Origin of the sequence: Dickeya sp. Secpp 1600, assembly GCF_003049805.1 — a bacterium.
Lineage (GTDB): Bacteria > Pseudomonadota > Gammaproteobacteria > Enterobacterales > Enterobacteriaceae > Dickeya > Dickeya fangzhongdai.
Genome location: NZ_CP023484.1, coordinates 1008037 through 1025506, shown reverse-complemented (window position 1 = coordinate 1025506; position 17470 = coordinate 1008037). Strand labels below are relative to the sequence as shown.

General features: G+C 49.0%; 12 protein-coding genes and 1 tRNA gene. 9 read left to right on the top strand and 4 right to left on the bottom strand.

What is annotated here, in order from left to right; all coding sequences use genetic code 11:
- Nucleotides 1-29 precede the first annotated feature (29 nt).
- Nucleotides 30-2183: an ornithine decarboxylase gene (locus CPA59_RS04680; RefSeq protein WP_107758795.1), complete on the bottom strand. Its 2154-nt coding sequence runs from the start codon at nt 2181-2183 to the stop codon at nt 30-32.
- Nucleotides 2184-2848: 665 nt separating this feature from the next.
- Between CPA59_RS04680 and CPA59_RS04675 the strand changes: the two genes are divergently transcribed.
- Nucleotides 2849-2924: transfer RNA gene (locus tag CPA59_RS04675), tRNA-Phe, on the top strand.
- A gap of 161 nt (nt 2925-3085) precedes the next feature.
- A complete protein-coding gene (locus CPA59_RS04670; protein ID WP_107758794.1) occupies nt 3086-4333 on the top strand; it encodes an integrase arm-type DNA-binding domain-containing protein in 1248 nt (415 codons plus the stop codon).
- Between the two features lie 141 nt (nt 4334-4474).
- Here CPA59_RS04670 and CPA59_RS22970 read toward each other — a convergent pair whose 3' ends face one another.
- Complete coding sequence (locus CPA59_RS22970) at nt 4475-4645, bottom strand: hypothetical protein (RefSeq protein ID WP_162847981.1); 171 nt, start codon at nt 4643-4645, stop codon at nt 4475-4477.
- 140 nt (nt 4646-4785) lie between these two features.
- On the opposite strand from CPA59_RS22970, the gene CPA59_RS04665 reads away from it, so the two are divergent.
- The 7 genes from CPA59_RS04665 to CPA59_RS04635 all read left to right on the top strand — a co-directional run bounded on the left by CPA59_RS04665 (nt 4786) and on the right by CPA59_RS04635 (nt 12138).
- Nucleotides 4786-5127, top strand: coding sequence for a hypothetical protein (locus tag CPA59_RS04665; RefSeq protein ID WP_107758793.1), 342 nt, complete (start codon nt 4786-4788; stop codon nt 5125-5127).
- A 902-nt stretch (nt 5128-6029) separates the two neighbouring features.
- Nucleotides 6030-6773, top strand: a complete 744-nt coding sequence (gene mobC, locus CPA59_RS04655) for a MobC family replication-relaxation protein (protein WP_107758791.1) — start codon at nt 6030-6032, stop codon at nt 6771-6773.
- A gap of 58 nt (nt 6774-6831) precedes the next feature.
- The gene (gene ccdA / locus CPA59_RS04650) at nt 6832-7050 is read left to right on the top strand and encodes a type II toxin-antitoxin system antitoxin CcdA (protein WP_038918044.1); all 219 of its coding nucleotides are present in this window, start codon (nt 6832-6834) and stop codon (nt 7048-7050) included.
- Between the two features lie 2 nt (nt 7051-7052).
- A complete protein-coding gene (gene ccdB / locus CPA59_RS04645; protein ID WP_107758790.1) occupies nt 7053-7358 on the top strand; it encodes a type II toxin-antitoxin system toxin CcdB in 306 nt (101 codons plus the stop codon).
- Between the two features lie 429 nt (nt 7359-7787).
- Nucleotides 7788-8063, top strand: coding sequence for a restriction endonuclease (locus tag CPA59_RS23080; RefSeq protein ID WP_255412266.1), 276 nt, complete (start codon nt 7788-7790; stop codon nt 8061-8063).
- On the top strand, nt 7973-9514 hold the full coding sequence (locus tag CPA59_RS04640; RefSeq protein ID WP_255412265.1) for a site-specific DNA-methyltransferase: 1542 nt from the start codon (nt 7973-7975) through the stop codon (nt 9512-9514). Before CPA59_RS23080 ends, CPA59_RS04640 begins: the two co-directional genes overlap by 91 nt.
- Entirely contained in the window at nt 9505-12138 is a 2634-nt protein-coding gene (locus tag CPA59_RS04635) for a DEAD/DEAH box helicase (RefSeq protein ID WP_107758789.1), read from the top strand. The genes CPA59_RS04640 and CPA59_RS04635 overlap by 10 nt, the downstream gene beginning before the upstream one ends.
- Nucleotides 12139-12231: 93 nt before the next feature.
- Here CPA59_RS04635 and CPA59_RS04630 read toward each other — a convergent pair whose 3' ends face one another.
- Nucleotides 12232-15228 (bottom strand): DEAD/DEAH box helicase family protein, encoded by a 2997-nt coding sequence (locus tag CPA59_RS04630; RefSeq protein WP_107758788.1) that lies wholly within the window; start codon nt 15226-15228, stop codon nt 12232-12234.
- A complete protein-coding gene (locus CPA59_RS04625; protein WP_107758787.1) occupies nt 15228-17219 on the bottom strand; it encodes a site-specific DNA-methyltransferase in 1992 nt (663 codons plus the stop codon). Before CPA59_RS04625 ends, CPA59_RS04630 begins: the two co-directional genes overlap by 1 nt.
- Between the last annotated feature and the right edge of the window lie 251 nt (nt 17220-17470).

Genomic DNA, 17470 nt, shown 5'->3' with positions numbered 1-17470 from the left:
TTCTCTTTGGTTGATACCGTGCAAGTCAGTTAGCGAGCAATCACATTCGCGCACAGGCGTTTGCTGCCGTCTTCCTGCGCCACGCTGTAGACGCCCTGCAATTCCGGCGCAAAACCCGGCATCAGGTTGATGCCTGCCTCCAGCGCCTGGAAATAACGCAGCACCGCCCCGCCCCAGATTTCCCCCGGCACCACGCACAGCACGCCCGGCGGGTAAGGCAACGCCCCTTCCGCCGCGATGCGCCCTTCCGCGTCGGCCAGCGGCACCAGATCCACCTCGCCGCGGATATACGCAGTGTGAGCATCCTGCGGTAACACTACCGCCTGCGGGAAAGAGGCTTTGCGGAACATCTCTTTTTGCAGCCGCTTCACATCGTGGCTGACGTAAAAATCGTGCATTTCCTGACACAAGCGACGCAAGGTATAACCGGTATAGCGCTGCTCATATTTCTGATACAGGTTGGGCAAGACTTCGCTTAACGGCGCATCCTGCTCGATCAGTTGCTCGAACTGCACCAGCGCCGCTACCAGACGTTCCATCTTCACCCGGTCTTCCGCCGGGGTCAGCAGGAACAAAATCGAGTTAAGATCGCATTTTTCCGGAATGATGCCGTGTTCGCGCAGATAGTTGGCGAGAATGGTCGCCGGAATACCAAATTCGGTATAAGCGCCGGTCACCGCGTCAATCCCCGGCGTAGTCAGCAGCAGTTTGCACGGGTCGACAAAATACTGTTGCTGCGCATAGCCTTCGAAGGCGTGCCAGTTGTCGCTCGGCTCGAAGTTGAAGAAACGCACGTCCTGCGCCATCACGTCGGTGTCATGGTCCTGCCAGCGCATACCGCCTACCGTCGGCGGCACGAACGGCTTGATCAGGGAACAATGCTCCAGCAATTGCTTGCGCGCCTCGATCCCCAGCCTGACGCACTCCATCCACAACCGGCGGCCGCTCGGCCCCTCGTGCATTTTGGCGTTGACGTCCAGCGCGGCGAATAACGGATAAAACGGGCTGGTGGATGCGTGCAACATGAACGCATTGTTGAGGCGTTTGTGCGGGCAGAAGCGCTTCTGTCCGCGAATATGGTTGTCTTTCTTGTGAATTTGCGAAGTCTGCGAGAAACCGGCTTGCTGCTTATGCACCGACTGGGTAACGAAAATCCCCGGATCGTTCTCGTTAAGGTCCAGCAACAGCGGCGAGCACTGTTCCATCATCGGGATAAATTGCTCGTATCCCACCCAGGCGGAGTCGAACAGGATGTAGTCGCACAGATGACCGATGCTGTCCACCACCTGCCGGGCGTTATAGATAGTACCGTCGTAGGTGCCAAGCTGAATCACCGCCAGGCGGAACGGACGGGCTTCATCGGCACGCTCTGGCGCGACTTCGCGCACCAGCTTACGCAGGTAGCCGTCGTCAAAACAGTGCGCGTCCACCCCACCGATAAAACCGAATGGGTTGCGGGCGGTTTCCAGATAAACCGGCGTCGCGCCGGCCTGAATCAGCGCACCATGATGATTGGATTTGTGGTTATTGCGGTCGAACAACACCAGATCGCCGCGCGTCAGCAAGGCGTTGGTCACCACTTTGTTAGCCGCTGAGGTACCGTTCAGCACAAAGTAGGTTTTGTCGGCGTTGAACACGGTGGCCGCGAACTTCTGCGCCTTTTTGGCCGCCCCTTCATGAATCAGCAGATCGCCCAGCTTCACATCCGCGTTGCAGATATCGGACCGGAACAGGTTTTCGCCGTAAAAATCGAAAAACTGGCGACCCGCCGGATGCTTGCGAAAAAACGCCCCGCCCTGATGACCCGGACAGGCAAAAGTGGTGTTGCGCATGCCGACATACTTGGACAGCGTGTCAAAGAACGGCGGCAACAACCGCGCCTGATACTCCGCCGCCGCTTTTTCCAACTGGAGCGCGTGCTCCCCGCCTTTATCCAGACTCAGCCACTCGCTGCCCGGCGGCAGTACTTCCTGACTGGTATGCCACGACTCCCGCACTACGAATGCCGGAATACCGAAACCGGAGTGATGCATCACCGACAGGATGCCGCTGCGCGCCTCCTCAACCGATACCACCACGGCCGCGATGTCGGTAAAATCGGTTTGACTGAGCGCCACAACCGGACGCAGGGTGATTAGACGGGAGGCAACCGCCGCATTAGCCGCAATTTTTAACTGTTTCATGTAACCAAACCCAAACGGTTAAGAATGAGTGCACGTGTCTAAAAGACACCTCGCAGGGATAACGCCACGCTTTAAGCGTAACGCACCCGATCAACTACTGCCCAAAACGACGAACAGCATGCCGGCCAACCACGACAAACGTATGACCCGCGCTGATAGCGCAGGCAAACATCACATCATCTGGGACCAGCACCGTCCGATAGACATCAGTAAAATCAGAGACCGGCTCTATTTTTAATCATGCCTAACAGGGAGCGTCAGCACGCCTCACCGCATGGTGGCGAGGGATAATCGGGAAAACAGGGACGGGGTTAACGCAGGGCGTTCAGGGTGCGGCGACAGCAGCAGAGATCCGGCGCACGGCGTCTGTACCATGAGCATTGAATCCGACATATCCGCAACCCTCTAATAACCGCAGGTGAAAGGTAAGTTAAAAACCGCGCAATAGTGGCATTATTTTTCGCCGAATTCAAGAAAACGAATGTGACAGTATTTATCGACGCAACACCGCGCGCCGTCTGGCCTGCCACGTCATCGCAGGAACGTTCCGGCACGCCGGAAACCGGCTGCCAATGGAGGTAACTGACTGAAAATAGACCAACCGCAGCGTTTATGACAGAAACTCGTTGACGCTCCCCACGATATACGGTTTAATGCGCCCCGTTGCCCGGATAGCTCAGTCGGTAGAGCAGGGGATTGAAAATCCCCGTGTCCTTGGTTCGATTCCGAGTCCGGGCACCACCTTTCCTTTTTTATGCCTCCTTATCAATTCCTATGTGTATGTAATTCAATAACTTGGCGTAAAAATCTTTTCCGATGCGTTTTGATTTATCCCTTCGTATCGGGGAATTTGTGGGTCAGATTGCGGGTCATTCAGTTCGATGAACGGGAGTGACCCTCATATGTTAACTGACAGCAAAGTCCGATCCGCGAAACCTCTCGCAAAATCTTATAAACTCACCGACTCGCAAGGTCTGTACCTCACGGTATCCACCAGCGGCGCTAAGCTATGGTATTTCCGCGGTAAAGAAAGCCGTCTGGCCTTTGGCCCCTACCCTCAAACCACGCTGGCGGAAGCCCGTGAAAAACGCGATGCAGCGCGTAAGCTGCTGGCATCCGGCATCAGCCCTTCTCAGCTTCGCAAAACGAACAACCCCGCCGTTGATGAATCCCGCACCTTTCAGTATGTCGCTCAGGCGTGGCACACCAGCAGCCTGAAACTCTGGTCAGACGCCCACGCCGATAAAATTCTCACCTGCCTGAAACGCTACGTTTTCCCCTCCATTGGTGCGATGGATATCGCGCAGGTTGAAACCCGCCATCTGGCGCAGTTGGTTAAGGCGATTGACGACAAAGGGGTGCATGACGTCGCCGGACGGGTACGCCAGCATCTGACCAAAATCATGCGCTACGCCGTGCAGCAAGGCACCATCAAATACAATCCGGCTTACGATTTGAATGGCGTCGTGACCCCGGTCGCGACCCAACATCACCCCGCCCTGCCGCTTAAACGCCTGCCTGAGCTGCTGGCGAAGATTGAGAACTACAAAGGCCGGATGCTGACCCGTCTGGCGCTGGAGCTGAATCTGCATGTTTTTCTGCGCTCCAGCGAACTCCGTTTTGCCCGCTGGGATGAATTCAACCTCAAAGCGCATATCTGGAGCGTGCCCGCCCAGCGAGAAGCGGTAGACGACGTGAGATTTTCAGAGCGTGGCGCAAAAATGAAGGATGAACATCTGGTGCCGCTGTCACGGCAGGCGGTCGCCCTGCTGAAACAGATTCAGGCGCTTTCCTGCGAATCGGTCTTCGTTTTTCCCGGCGCACATACCCTGAACAAGCCGATGAGTGAGAACACCATCAACAAGGCGTTGCGCGTGATTGGCTATGACACTAAAACCGAAATCTGTGGGCATGGTTTCAGAACCATGGCGTGTAGCGCCCTGAACGAGTCCGGGCGCTGGTCAAAGGATGCCATTGAGCGGCAGATGAGCCACAAAGAGCGCAACGGCGTGCGGGCGGCTTATGTGCATAAAGCGGAGCATCTGGAAGCCAGAATCGAAATGATGCAATGGTGGTCGGATTATCTGGACGTCAACCGTGAGGGCTACGTTGCACCGTATATTTATGCGCGGAGTCATTCGGCTGGCTAACGCGCTGCGCTTGTTGGCTCCTGACGGGGTTTCTATGTGATAGAAAACCCGTCAGGAGCGTTGTCGTAAAACCATTCGAGCATTCTGCCAAACGTCTCTTACACGTTAGTATTTGCTACATCGACTGACTCAAATCACCGTTCAGCCTTTTGGTTCAATACCACGCGTCTGGAGTTCCTTACGCAGAACACGCTTGATCCACGTAGCCAATGTCTTGTCGCCATCCTTATGGGCTTGTTCTTCTAATTGCGCACGAAACTCGTGGGACAGTCGAATTTGATACTGGTCTGTTTTTGTTTTTTCACTTGACATTGTAATTACAAATTCCATAGCATGGTATAGTTGTAATTACACCGCAATTACATGGTGTTTTGCAACAGTAAAGAGCGAAGCCCGGCAGTGCTAGGAACACTAACCGGGCTTCTGACCACAACATTATGAGGACTAATGCTATGGCTGACACCGATAGTAACACGGGCGCGTCTTATCAATCACTGCCGGATTATGAGAACCGTTACTCCGCCATGAGTGCCGCGCTGGCTCGTCTGGACTTTTCAAACATGGACAATGATGAACTCTCGCTGATCACAGAATATTGCGCCGAAACACAGGCCGGACTTTGCCATTGCCTGAATTTCATTGGCGATGCGCTAATTACCTTTGCCGATAATGACGTGTGCGAATCGACGCCAGAAAGCTTGTGCCAGTTGGGACACGGGCTAACCGCAATCAGTTTACTCATCCCTGCCCTTAGCGATATGCACAAACGCGCACATTCACTCACCGCCAGATAGCCATCTGAATATGTTCTGCCTGATTAAAGCTCTGCCGTTAGGTCAGAGCTTTTTTGCTTTCGTGGCTGAATAACAATAACTCTCCCCATCCGATATTGAGTTGTTTGCAGGCAACCTCTTCCTTTCCCGATAGCCTTCCCTACTGGCTGATTTCAGTGGGGATAGATATGCCAGCACGTTTTATTTTCGCAACGCTGACCGCGCTCAACAGACCATTAAGCCACGACGCAGAACGCGACGGGGTTAGGCGGTTGAATACCTGCGCTTCGCGGGCATTCAACCGTGGCGTGAGGCAAGTAAATGCCCTTTCGCAGAAAGGGGACATTTGCGTCGTCCGAACCCACCGGCGAGCGTTTCCCCCAGGGGAAACCGAGCAGGCCGGGGGGAGCCGAATAAATTTTGCCGCCCCAGCGAGCAAAAAGACGCGCCCACGCGTCGGTTTATTTGGGGGGCTTCAGCCCCGCACACCGTCGTGGCTAAGTCTCCGGCCACAAGCCGGTAGCGAGGCGCGACTACCCACTTTGAAGGCGTTTTCCCATTTTTTCGCTGACCGGAACGGGCAAAAGAAAAAGTGGGCTAAAAACGGCGTCTCAAAGGGGGTAGTCGCGCGTAGCGCGCGACGGTGTGCCGCCGTTGACATTGGGGGTTTTGGCGTGGCGTCCAGCCGCGATATTACCCCCATGTGCCAGGCAATAAGGGCGTCCAGCCCGCATGAACTGGCACACGCCGTTCTGTGCCGGGAAATATATTTTTCGGCACATGACCGCATCGCGGTCACCTCTTTATCCCCACAAGATCGCCTCATGACGTCGACTCATGCCAGTGGGCGAAGGTATTCCCCCATGCAATGAGGCGATAAAACCGAAAGAGCGAACACCCCAGTAAAATGCGAAGGAGGAACCATGCTGATTTCTGATTACCGTGAACGCCGGGCGCGTAGTCACGAAAAAATGCGACTTCTGCTCACCTTTCTGAAAGAAGAAACCTACAGCGATTTTAAAACGCTGATGCTGCTTTTTGATTATAAAAATCACAAACCGCTGTATCTGTTGCTGGCAAAGGCCATCGACATGGGATTCATTCAAAAGCAGACGTTTTGCACAAGGATGGAGAAAATCTCACTGTGGGGGATCACTAACGACGGATTATCCGTTGTCGTCACACCCCATGAGGATGGTTTTCCTGCACGGTTTGAGCCCTCGAAAGTCACTGGCTGGACGCTGATGCAGCGCCTTGATCGTCAGCTAGCACGGCTCCTTCTTGAGAAGAAAGGCGCTTATGGGTGGATCAGCGGCTCTGATTCAACATTCCTCAGCCGCTATGAGGTATATCATCGCCCGGCTGGGGTGATAACGTTACCAGACGGAACCGTCATCGCCGTTGAGAATGAACGCCATCTGAAAACCAAGGCCCGTTATCAGGCAATTATCACCCAACATTTGATAACTCGTACTCAAAAACGTTGGATGTATGTCTTCTACATCGTGCCCAATCCACAGATAAAGCGAGCTATTGAACGGATGTTCAATAGCGTGAAATACGCCATCGTCAACCATCAGCGTATCCCGCTGGAAGCGAAGCACCGCCATGTTTTTCGGGTTTATACGGTTGATGAGTTGAGGGGTTTGGATTTGAATCTTGGCTAATTGCTGAACAACCATGCGAAGTATATACTCAGAGTATGCATAAAAGAGGATCACTATCATGAAACACCGCGTCAGCGTTACCGTGGACAAAGACAATTATCAGGTTCTGAGTGCCGCCGGGGTCAATATTTCCGGGCTGGTGAATGAGGCCATTGGCAAAGAAGCCCGCCGCATCAGGGCTGAAGAGTGGAAGAAGGAGAATCGCGAAGGGATGGAAGAAGTCGCCCGATTTATCGCACAGAATGGCTCCTTTGCGGATGAAAACAGGAACTGGTGATCATGCAATTCATTGTTTATCAATATAAAAGATCCAGCCACTACAAAATGTTTGTCGATGTGCAAAGCGATATTGTTGAAACACCAAAACGGCGCATGGTCATCCCGCTTATCGAATCGCATCAGCTGTCTGAGAAAGTGAATAAAACGCTGTTCCCGCTGATCCGCATCGATGGGGAAGATTATCGGCTGATGACCACTGAGCTATCTAGCGTTCCCGTCGAAGTCATTGGTGAAGTGATTGCGGATCTTGGCGGCTACGCAGATGAGATCAAGGATGCTATTAATCTTATGTTTTGGGGGATATGAGAGGAGTTCAGCGTGTTCGCATTGAATCTTACGTTTAGCGCTCCCCCGACTGAACATTACTAGCATTTCATAAATGATATTAAATTTAATAACTTAGCTATGAGCTAACACCATTACCCCGCGCTTTTGATGGACGCCGCCTTATTGAGGTATTTACTCATGGATATGTGGATAAAAACCAACTTTCTATTCAATCCGGTGCGTGACGTCATTCCACTTCCAGCCAGCCCCTCAGCCAGCTATATGATAAACAGCATGATTTTAACACCTATCGGAGGCATTCAACCATATTGATTAAATTTAATTTAAATACAACAACTTAAAAAATATTTTTACCTAGAAGACGCACCGGATTGAATATCCGCTGACTGGTATTACACGACCCAAGTCCTGCCCTCAGCATAATAAAATTGGACAGGATCCTGACTAATGCCAACGTTAAATTGGATCGGCAAAGAAGCCGTTATTAAGCATCACAAAGATGTTCCCTTTCGTTTGCTTGAGCATGATGCGGATTTATCACATGGACAAGACGATAGTGGAAATATTATTATTCAAGGTGATAATCTACACGCACTAAAAGCATTATTACCACGTTATGCAGGCCAAGTTAAATGTATTTATATCGACCCCCTTATAATACTGGAAATGAAGGTTGGGTATACAACGATAACGTCAATAGCCCTGAAATTAGAAAATGGTTAGGGGAGGTTGTCGGTAAAGAAGGTGAAACTTTAGATCGTCATGACCGCTGGCTATGCATGATGTATCCCAGATTAGTATTGTTAAAACAATTTCTTCGTAATGATGGTGTTATTTTTGTATCTATTGACGATAACGAAATTTCATCATTACGACTATTAATGGATGAAATATTTGGAACGGAAAATATCGTCGGCACGATAGCATGGAAAAATGCCACAGACAATAATCCAACTAGAATTGTTCCTGAGCATGAATATATAGTTTGTTTTGCACGAAAAAAATCACAATTGGATAGAATCTGGAAATCATCCACTATAGCAAGTAAAGAAAAAATGCTTGAGATAGAAAAATTAATTTTATCCAAAACAATAGACCAAGAAAACAGAGATATTAACTTCAGAAATTGGTTAAAGGATAATAAACCATACATATGGCCATTTCAAGACTATAAGTTTATAGATGAACATGGAATATATACAGGAATTCGTGGTGTTCACAACCCAGGGAAAGAAGGTTATCGCTACGATGTTATTCACCCAGTGACTAAAAAACCGTGTAAAGAGCCTTTGATGGGATATCGTTTCCCACAAGAAACAATGCATAGGCTTATTGAAGAGGAACGCATCATTTTTGGTAAAGATGAAACCAAGATTATTGAGCTAAAGGTTTATCTTAAAGATTATCAGGCAAAGTTATCTAGTGTTTATGAGCTTGATGGTAGGACAGGAACAAATGAAATTAAAGACATTTTCCCTGAGAGCAAACGTCATTTTGACTATCCTAAAACAACTCAGATAATAAAAGATCTTATATCTTTCTCAACCAGTAAAAATGACATTATTTTAGATAGTTTTGCTGGTTCAGGAACTACGGCTCACGCAGTATTACAACAAAACTCCGAAGATGGCGGGAATCGTAAATTTATTCTCGTAGAAATGGATGAAAATATCTCAAAAAATGTAACATCAGAAAGAGTAAGGCGTATCTGTGCGGGATATAAAAATGCCAAAGGAAAATATACTGCCCCATTATATGGTGGTTTCAAATATTTTCGTCTTTCTAAAGACCCATTATTTCTACCGAATGGCCCTATTCGCCATGATGTGACATTCAATCAACTACGTGAATTTATCTGGTTTATGGAAACCGGCTCAGGCTTAACGGTATCACCTTTAGCCAAGGAACAGCCAGCCACACCATTCCTCGGTGTACATCAGGAAAAAGCCGTCTTTCTTCTGTACAACGGCATATTGAAAGATCGCTCAGATATTGGCGGTAATGTTCTTAATCATCGTTCCCTGAAGTTTCTTGATGAAATCACTCCACCACATTTTTCCGGTACGCGAGTCGTATATGGTGCTCGCTCCCGGTTTGATAAGAAGAAACTCAATCAGTTAGACATTACCTTCCATCAACTTCCCTATGAACTGGCGGTGAAAACATGGCTCTGAACAGTCTGAAATCATACCAGGAACAACTTCTTGATGATTTCTCTTCGTACCTTTCCCGCTGTAGGGAATTGCAAGATCCAGCAGAGGCTTTCCGCGAATTCACACTCAAAGGTTTCGGCCGAGCACTGCCTTATTACCCCTTACCTGGCGCAGAAGCGATACCTTATATTTGTTTACGGGTTCCAACCGGTGGCGGGAAAACCCGTATCGCCGGTCAGTCGATAAAACGCGTTAACGAATATTTTCTTGGTATAGAGCACGCCCTAATCTTATGGCTGGTTCCATCAGATCCCATTCGTGAACAAACACTTCACTCACTGAAAACGCCCGGGGAACTACTATATCAAGATATGCGTGATCTGTTCGGTTCAGTACATGTGTTGGATATTCACGAAGCTTTATATATACAACCAGCCACGTTAAATACCGGAAACACAATTATCGTCGCCACGATGCAGAGTTTTAAGCGAGATACTGACGATGGTTTGAGAGTCTATCGTCAAAACGGCAGCCTAATGCCGCATTTCTCTGGTACTTCGTCAGAACAAAAGGGGGAACATTCACTCATGGATGTCATCCGGCTACGCCACCCTTTTGTTATTGTTGATGAAGCGCATAATCAGGGAACACCCTTGGCTGTCGACACTCTTGTCCGCTTTAACCCCGCGTGCATACTTGAGTTGACCGCCACCCCTGACCGTGCGAATCAACCATCCAATGTCCTCAGGAGTGTCTCCGCTGCAACCTTGCAAGCGGAAGATATGCTGAAGTTACCTTTGGAGCTCACTGTTCATCCAGAATGGCAGCGGTCTATGGCAGAAGCTATTAGCCGACTACGGCAGTTGGAAGAAGAGGCTGCTCAGGAATTCCAGCAAACCGGTGAAGTAATCAAACCTGTTGTGATGTTGATACAAGCCGAGCGCCAAGCAAAAGAGCAAGAGACATTTACGCCGGAGCGCGTTAAACAGCATCTGATTAATGATTTCAACATACCCGCTGATACCATAGCTGTAGCGACAGGAGCTCACGATGAATTATCGGGTAAAAAACCGGGGGATCCTGACTATCCTCAGTTCATCATTACTGTCGATAAACTACGTGAAGGATGGGATTGCCCTTTTGCGTATGTACTATTCTCTTTCCGCAATACTACTTCCGCTACGGCGGTAGAACAAATCCTCGGCCGAATATTACGTATGCCGCATGTTAAAAGAAAATTACATGAGGCACTTAATCGTTGTTATGCCTACGTCGTATCATCAGAATTTGCGGCAACAGTTCAGGGATTGCGTGATGGATTAGTTCAAAGTGGTTTTGAACGGCTCGAAACACAAAGTTTGATTCAAACCCACGGAGAACCGCCATCAACAGGAGATCTCTTCGCGCCCCAAGGCGATTTGGTTATTCCTTTACCCGAATCCGATAATAGTCTCGTCCTTCCAGATGAAAGCGCTCTGGAAACCTTACCGAAATCACTTCGTGACAAGCTAGAGATCTCACCAGAGAGCGGTACTCTGACATTAAAAGGTGGCGCTAATAATAAACAGATCCAACAATTGGCCGACACATTCAAGCATCCAGAAATTGCTAAAGACATTCTCAACCGGCTTGAAATGGCGTCATCCAGACAAAATGCATCACTACAAAAGGAAATAACACCCGCAGATCGGGGACATACTGCGCATATACCTTTACTCACATACCGACAATCTGGGTTCTTTGATGTGTTTGATGAAACTCCACTTTTAGATGCTGACTGGGAAATAGAGGATTTTGACCCAGTGCTTTCTGATAGCGAATTCACCCATGATGTAGAAACCATGTATCGCGCTGCATTAAATATTTCTCAATTAGAGAAAATCGAATGTAGTGTTTATGAACGATTAGATAATCAACTGGCATTATTCGGTAAAGAACATGGCTGGGAAGCTACTGATCTGATCTATTGGCTGGACCGCAATCTACCTTTCCCTTATTCCGAACGGGACAAAAAGGTCGCATGGATCAATGTAGTGGTTGATTATTTGTTGGAAAAAAGAGAGTTCTCTCTGGACGAATTGGCCTACCGAAAGTTTCGTTTGCGCGGTGCGTTGGAACGAAAAATGGCAGCAGGGCTAGTGCTCGCCAAGCAACGCATCTTCAACGACTTGTTTGATGACGAATCACAATTCGCAGTGCTAGACGAACATGCCGTTTCGTTGGAGCCTGGGCGATATGCTTACGATTTTCGTTATGCAGGGTTTATTCAGCTCAAACGTCATTTCTATCCCGTTATAGGTAATCTGAAAGATGTTGGAGAAGAATTTGAATGTGCCGAATTTATTGCCAACAGGCTCGAGGGTGTCGATTGGTGGTTACGTAATGTGGAGAAAAAACCAACCTCTTTCTGGTTGCAAACGGCCTCAGACCGATTCTATCCTGACTTTTTGATACAAATGAGCAATGGCCCACTCGTTGCTGTTGAGTATAAAGGATCGCATATCAGTGATACCCGAGATAGCCGAGAAAAGAAACGAATCGGAGAACTGTGGGCCAGACGCAGTGAGGGTCGATGCCTCTTTGTCTGGGTTGAAAATAAAGACTGGTCAATAATTCGTGAGGCTGTATCTCATGTAATCTCCTGATACAGAAATCTGGTAAACCTGCCGTCAAAGAGGCAGGTTTACCACTGATTATCCAGCCTATTCCTCACAGGCCCATACCGCTACAGCAGACACTCAGATATTCCACTGTTCAGGTACTGAAACCGCATACTCGATGCCAATTTCTCTGAAGTGTGCCTCGGCAGACTTGATTTTGGCATTTTCGGAGGGTCTCCTTTTTTGTTCATCCATAGTGCTCTTGGTTTCACGCACCATGTAGATTCGATCCTCGCCTTCTTCGGATTTGATGATGGCCCAGTCGGGGTTATAAGGGCCAACCGGCGTGTCGATCTGGAATCTTGGAGGAAGCTTCATAAACAGCCTGATATCCTCGCGGTGATCGAGAAACTCGGCGAACTTTCGCTCCGGGCTGTCCGGCCCGCCATCAAACACGACGTAATCAAAATCGGTTTTCTCAGGGTGTTCGACGCGGTACAAATGCTCTTTGAAGAAATCCTTTTCGGCAAGGCCATCGGCTTGCAACTCGCGGAGTTCATAGATGGAGCCGCCGATCTTTTCATACTGAACGCCTTCAACAATGACGCGCTGTAGTTCACCCTCTACGCAACGGCGTACCATCGCCATGAAGTCGTTCGGATTGGCAATGAACTCATCCAATCTTCCGCTACCAATGAGAATATCCACCAGCGTCTTGCGTGTAAGAGACGTACCTTGCTGCAACTCACCGATAATGTCCGGCAGGTCATAACTGCCTTTGAGATCAACAGTTCGTGCCCCCAGTTCTAGCCCTTGCGTGCCGCCACGTAGCACCCTGACACCAGCACGAGTGACATCAATACGTAACGGCTGGATTTTGGGTTCAGCCTTGATCGCCTTTATGCACGTCTCAACCAGCATAGGGTGTTTAACTGTCACCCGATAAGTGGTTTTCTGGCTGATAGCGCTCCAAAGCCTCTCAAAATCCGGCGAGGCGTAGAGCTCTTTGTTGAATTTCCGTTTGGCCCGCGCACTTACGGGCTTCACATATTTCTCAATACCCGCATTAAGGATGCAGTGGATAATATCTGTTTCGTAGGGCCTGAACTCAGTTGGCAAATGTAATGAAAATCCTGCTGCATCCGGCAGAAACATGGAAGTTGTCTTACCATCCTTGATGAATCCTGCATTTTCCAGATGCTTGAATATGGCAGAAGACATCCTGAACCCCAGCATGTCATCGGTCATCGCACCATGAGGATCCCGTTTCATCAACTTGGCAAATTCATTGGGGCGTACCTGTCCGATGGCTACCCCTGCCTCCCTGTATTCAGCTTGCAGGTTCTGAGCGAACGTAGCATAAGACTCGTTAGCAACTACCGTGAGTTGTGCAACGCTACGATCGGAAACACGCTCATAGCCTTTTACTGTTTTCGTCACTGGCAGGCGCAGACCACGTCCCAAGGTTTGCCGACGTTCCGTTTCCGCGCCCATTTCACGCAGCGTACAAATCTGAAACACGTTAGGATTGTCCCAGCCCTCGCGCAGTGCGGAATGGCTAAAGATGAAGCGCACAGGCTCATCACCATCCAGCAAGCGCTGCTTATCTTGCATGATGAGTTTGTAAGCGTCATCGTCTTTGACCGCCGTACCAGATGAATCCACAAAGGTCGTGCCACCACGCATTTTCAATTGGGAAAAATACGCCCGCCGTAACTCGCCAGGATCCTGCGGCAGCAATTTTTGGTAGACGTCAGACTTGCTACGCTCTTCTCTGAACACCTCATCGAACCACTTGGTAAACTCGCCGTTTGCATCTTCGTTATTGACCCCGTCGCCGAGAAAACTCGCCACTTTGTCTACGAAAAACAGACTCAATACTTTAATCCCCTTCGGGTGCAACATCGCTTCCTTGCGCAAATGCTCACGCACGGTTTCCCGAATCATCTCCTTGTAAATCGCGCCCGTTGCGCCCCCGAGGGATTCGCCTTCATGCAGCAGGTTTCCGTTCGGCGTCAGTTCAATACTGGCTGATTCACCGAAAGCGGCGATGCTCAACGCATTAATACGCCAGCCTGCATAAGCCGGATTTCCAGTGACGTCTGACAATTCCTGATGCGGTTTGACCTTTTTGCTACGGCGCGCGATAGAGCCATCGGCCTTGCGGCAAGCCAGTTCAAGCTTCGCGGCTTTCGTGTCTTTCACTTCGAGCAACTTGACGTAAGGAGCCACATCCGCACCGTGCTGTGCGACTTCAGCCACGACGATCTGTTTCACCAAACCGAGATCGTGCGCGTCAACCGGATCGAGCCGGTAAACCAGATTTCGCCGTTGCTTATGCGTAGCTGAGTAGCGTAGCGTGAACACGGGGTCAAAATCACCCACAGCAGACTGCGATAGCAGTGATTCCATATTTTGTGGTTCATCCATGATCACCACAGGACGCGTGCCTTTCAGATAATCCAACGGCCGCAAGCCATTAAGCTTATCGTAAGGTTTGTGAATAATGCGCTTATTCTCGTTTTTATTCTTGTCACTACGTACCGCATCAATCGTCATGACTAAGATTTGCACATTAGTCGCAGTAGTAAAGGCTTGTACTTCCTCAGCCTTATCGCCGCGGTAGACATTTGCATCGAAAGGCTGCGCCGGATAGAGACTGCGGAAGTGCTCCCGCATCAGACGAATGCTGGTGTTAACCCCCTCACGGATGGCGACGCTGGGAACCAGGACGATAAACTTGGTGAAACCATATTTCTTTGCCAGTTCGAAAACAGTACGCAGATAAACGTAAGTTTTGCCCGTACCGGTCTCCATTTCGATGTCGAAATCCAGTTTGTCATCAACCAGCTTTTCGCTTACTTCCAGCCCGTTGCGATCCTGTACCGTTTGTAAGTTAGCAAGGATAGTGCCTTCATCCAGTACCAGATTATTGCCGATAGCGCCGATCTCCTGTTCGATGCCTAAATCCAGTTCACCTTCCCGACTGGCAACATTGCCACGCAAGGCAATCGCGATCTTGTCGGCATCCTTTGGCTGACCATCGAACAAATCCACCACGGCGTTGATGGCATCAAGCTGATATTGCTGCTGCGAATCAAATTGAAAGCCCGTATTTTGAGAATGATGGTTCATCACGCCGTCCTCAGCTCAATACCTTTGCTTCTGGCATATTGAGCAATATTGGTTTTCAATTCATCGTCGCCGTGGAAAACATCTTCCAGAACGATCAGGCGCGTAGGTTCGGCATTCACCAGTTCCCGCAATTGTTCCAATGAGGGTTTGGTTCGCTCGTTTAAGTAGGCTAGCAGGCGTGGCTTATCGGTATCGCCAGCGATGGCATGGATGTCCAGCCCGGCGATAGTCTGCATACTGAGATGTTCGTTCAACGAATAGCCGAGTTTCAACAGCAGCTCAGTAAGCAGGTCATCGGGACTGGCATCATCAACGCTACTGCCACGCAGGTCGAGCAAATGCTGGGTTAGCTTGTCAGGTTCGATATCGCTGGTGACGCGCCATTTGGTGAAATTGGTGTCCGTCAGCTTATAGGCGCGGAAGCCGGTATCTATATTGCTTTCTGCAACATCGGATTTTATTTTCTCGCCCGCTAGTTCGATGCGCTTGCGCGAGATATCAGCAATAGTGGCAAAGCCTGCCTTGCGCGCTTCTGAAGCTTCAGGAGTAGGTTCAGGTAGTTGTACCATGATAAAGCGACGCTTGCCGTTGTCTTCAGCATTAAGCTGCATTACGGCGTGGGCAGTGGTGGCACTGCCGGCAAAGAAATCGAGAATTATGGACTCTTTGTCCCGCGATGTTCCCCATTGAAGTAAACGCTTCAGGAGAGAAGTCGGTTTTGGATAATCGAATATCCCTTTTGAACCAAAGAGAGCAGCAATTTCCTTTGTTCCATCCTTCGTTGTACCAGCATCCAGTAACACAGAACTTGGCGTTTTGGTATCTCCACGCGCTATACGCTCCAGATAGAACAATTTTCGTTTTGGGCCTGTTTTTCCATCACGACCAAATGAAACACGTTCGTCGTTGATTAGCCTTCTCATATCTTTGCTGTTTATTGACCAGGATCTTCCTTGTGGCGGAAAATGCTCGACACCTGTATTAGGATTTATTACTGAATACATCGTATCACCGCCAGGTTTATTGGCATCAAGAGGCACTGGTTTCCACGGACCTCTAGGATCGTTATCAGGATTGCTGTATTCAGACTCATCTAGCGCATCACCATAAAACTGCAAGGCTGATTTGCTTCTGGCATATGCAAGAATATGGTTGTGATTTCTTGATACTTCGTGATCGTCTGAAATTGACGTCCTTGAACGCCAAATAATGTTTGCAATCAGATTATTTTCCCCAAAAACCTCATCGCAAATCTTAAAAAGATGCGCATGTTCAATATCATCAATTGATATAAAAATCACTCCATCATCGGTGAGCAGATTACGGGCTAACTTAAGGCGCGGGTACATCATGTTCAACCAGTTAGAGTGGTAGCGCCCCTCGGTCTCGCTATTGGTGGAAACTTTCTTACCTTCCTCGTTCACCTGCCGCGTCCACTCCAGATAGCTGCCCAGCCCCTCTTTGTAGTTATCGGGATAAACAAAATCCTTGCCGGTGTTGTAAGGCGGGTCGATATAAATCAGCTTGACCTTGTTGTGATAGTGTCGTTGCAGGATCTTCAGTACTTCGAGATTGTCTCCCTCAATAAACGCATTCTGCGTCGTATCCCAGTCTTTTGAGTTGGCTAAGTCTGGTTTCAGTGTTGCAGTAGTCGGTGCCTGTGCGGCACGCAACGCGCACCTTTTGCCCGGCCAGAACAATCCAAAGCGTTCATTACTGTCAGCCATATCATCGGCCAGCAGTTCACGAAGTTTTTCAACATCCAGCTTGCCATCAGCAACAATCTCTGGAATTAGTTCGGCAAGCTGACCAGCCAGTTCAGTACGGAAATTCGGAGTTGTACTCGGGATCTCAAAGAGGTCGTTGCTGATATCGGAAAGTGATGAAAAAAATTCATCCTGTCGGCCCTTAGCAAAAGCATCAATACTGCAACGTTGTTCCGCATTTTCTTTCTGTTTAGCGTTATATTCAGTAATACGTTCATTTGCCATACTGATAATCCGGTGTGTTTTAGTGATGTTGTACATAACATATGGATGTTACGAGTCATTGAGTCGATAGCAAAACTTAATTTAGCACTTCAGAGTGGGGATGCCTGCTGATTTTGCCTGATGCCGCACCGGATTATCAGTGTGATATGTAAAACACGTCGTCTGAATAGACAGTTTGGTTAGTCGAGGTTCCCGACATAAAAAATGACGATATTTAGCTCAACATCGTCATCTAAAGGTTATCTGCATCG

What these genes read in the sequence shown, in the direction of transcription:
- CPA59_RS04640 (WP_255412265.1), top strand. Translation starts at nt 7,973, where the DNA reads ATGTATTTATATCGACCCCCTTATAATACTGGAAATGAAGGTTGGGTA.
- CPA59_RS22970 (WP_162847981.1), bottom strand. Translation starts at nt 4,645, where the DNA reads ATGTCAAGTGAAAAAACAAAAACAGACCAGTATCAAATTCGACTGTCC.
- ccdA (WP_038918044.1), top strand. Translation starts at nt 6,832, where the DNA reads ATGAAACACCGCGTCAGCGTTACCGTGGACAAAGACAATTATCAGGTT.
- CPA59_RS04680 (WP_107758795.1), bottom strand. Translation starts at nt 2,183, where the DNA reads ATGAAACAGTTAAAAATTGCGGCTAATGCGGCGGTTGCCTCCCGTCTA.
- ccdB (WP_107758790.1), top strand. Translation starts at nt 7,053, where the DNA reads ATGCAATTCATTGTTTATCAATATAAAAGATCCAGCCACTACAAAATG.
- CPA59_RS04630 (WP_107758788.1), bottom strand. Translation starts at nt 15,228, where the DNA reads ATGAACCATCATTCTCAAAATACGGGCTTTCAATTTGATTCGCAGCAG.
- CPA59_RS04635 (WP_107758789.1), top strand. Translation starts at nt 9,505, where the DNA reads ATGGCTCTGAACAGTCTGAAATCATACCAGGAACAACTTCTTGATGAT.
- CPA59_RS23080 (WP_255412266.1), top strand. Translation starts at nt 7,788, where the DNA reads ATGCCAACGTTAAATTGGATCGGCAAAGAAGCCGTTATTAAGCATCAC.
- CPA59_RS04625 (WP_107758787.1), bottom strand. Translation starts at nt 17,219, where the DNA reads ATGGCAAATGAACGTATTACTGAATATAACGCTAAACAGAAAGAAAAT.
- CPA59_RS04665 (WP_107758793.1), top strand. Translation starts at nt 4,786, where the DNA reads ATGGCTGACACCGATAGTAACACGGGCGCGTCTTATCAATCACTGCCG.
- mobC (WP_107758791.1), top strand. Translation starts at nt 6,030, where the DNA reads ATGCTGATTTCTGATTACCGTGAACGCCGGGCGCGTAGTCACGAAAAA.
- CPA59_RS04670 (WP_107758794.1), top strand. Translation starts at nt 3,086, where the DNA reads ATGTTAACTGACAGCAAAGTCCGATCCGCGAAACCTCTCGCAAAATCT.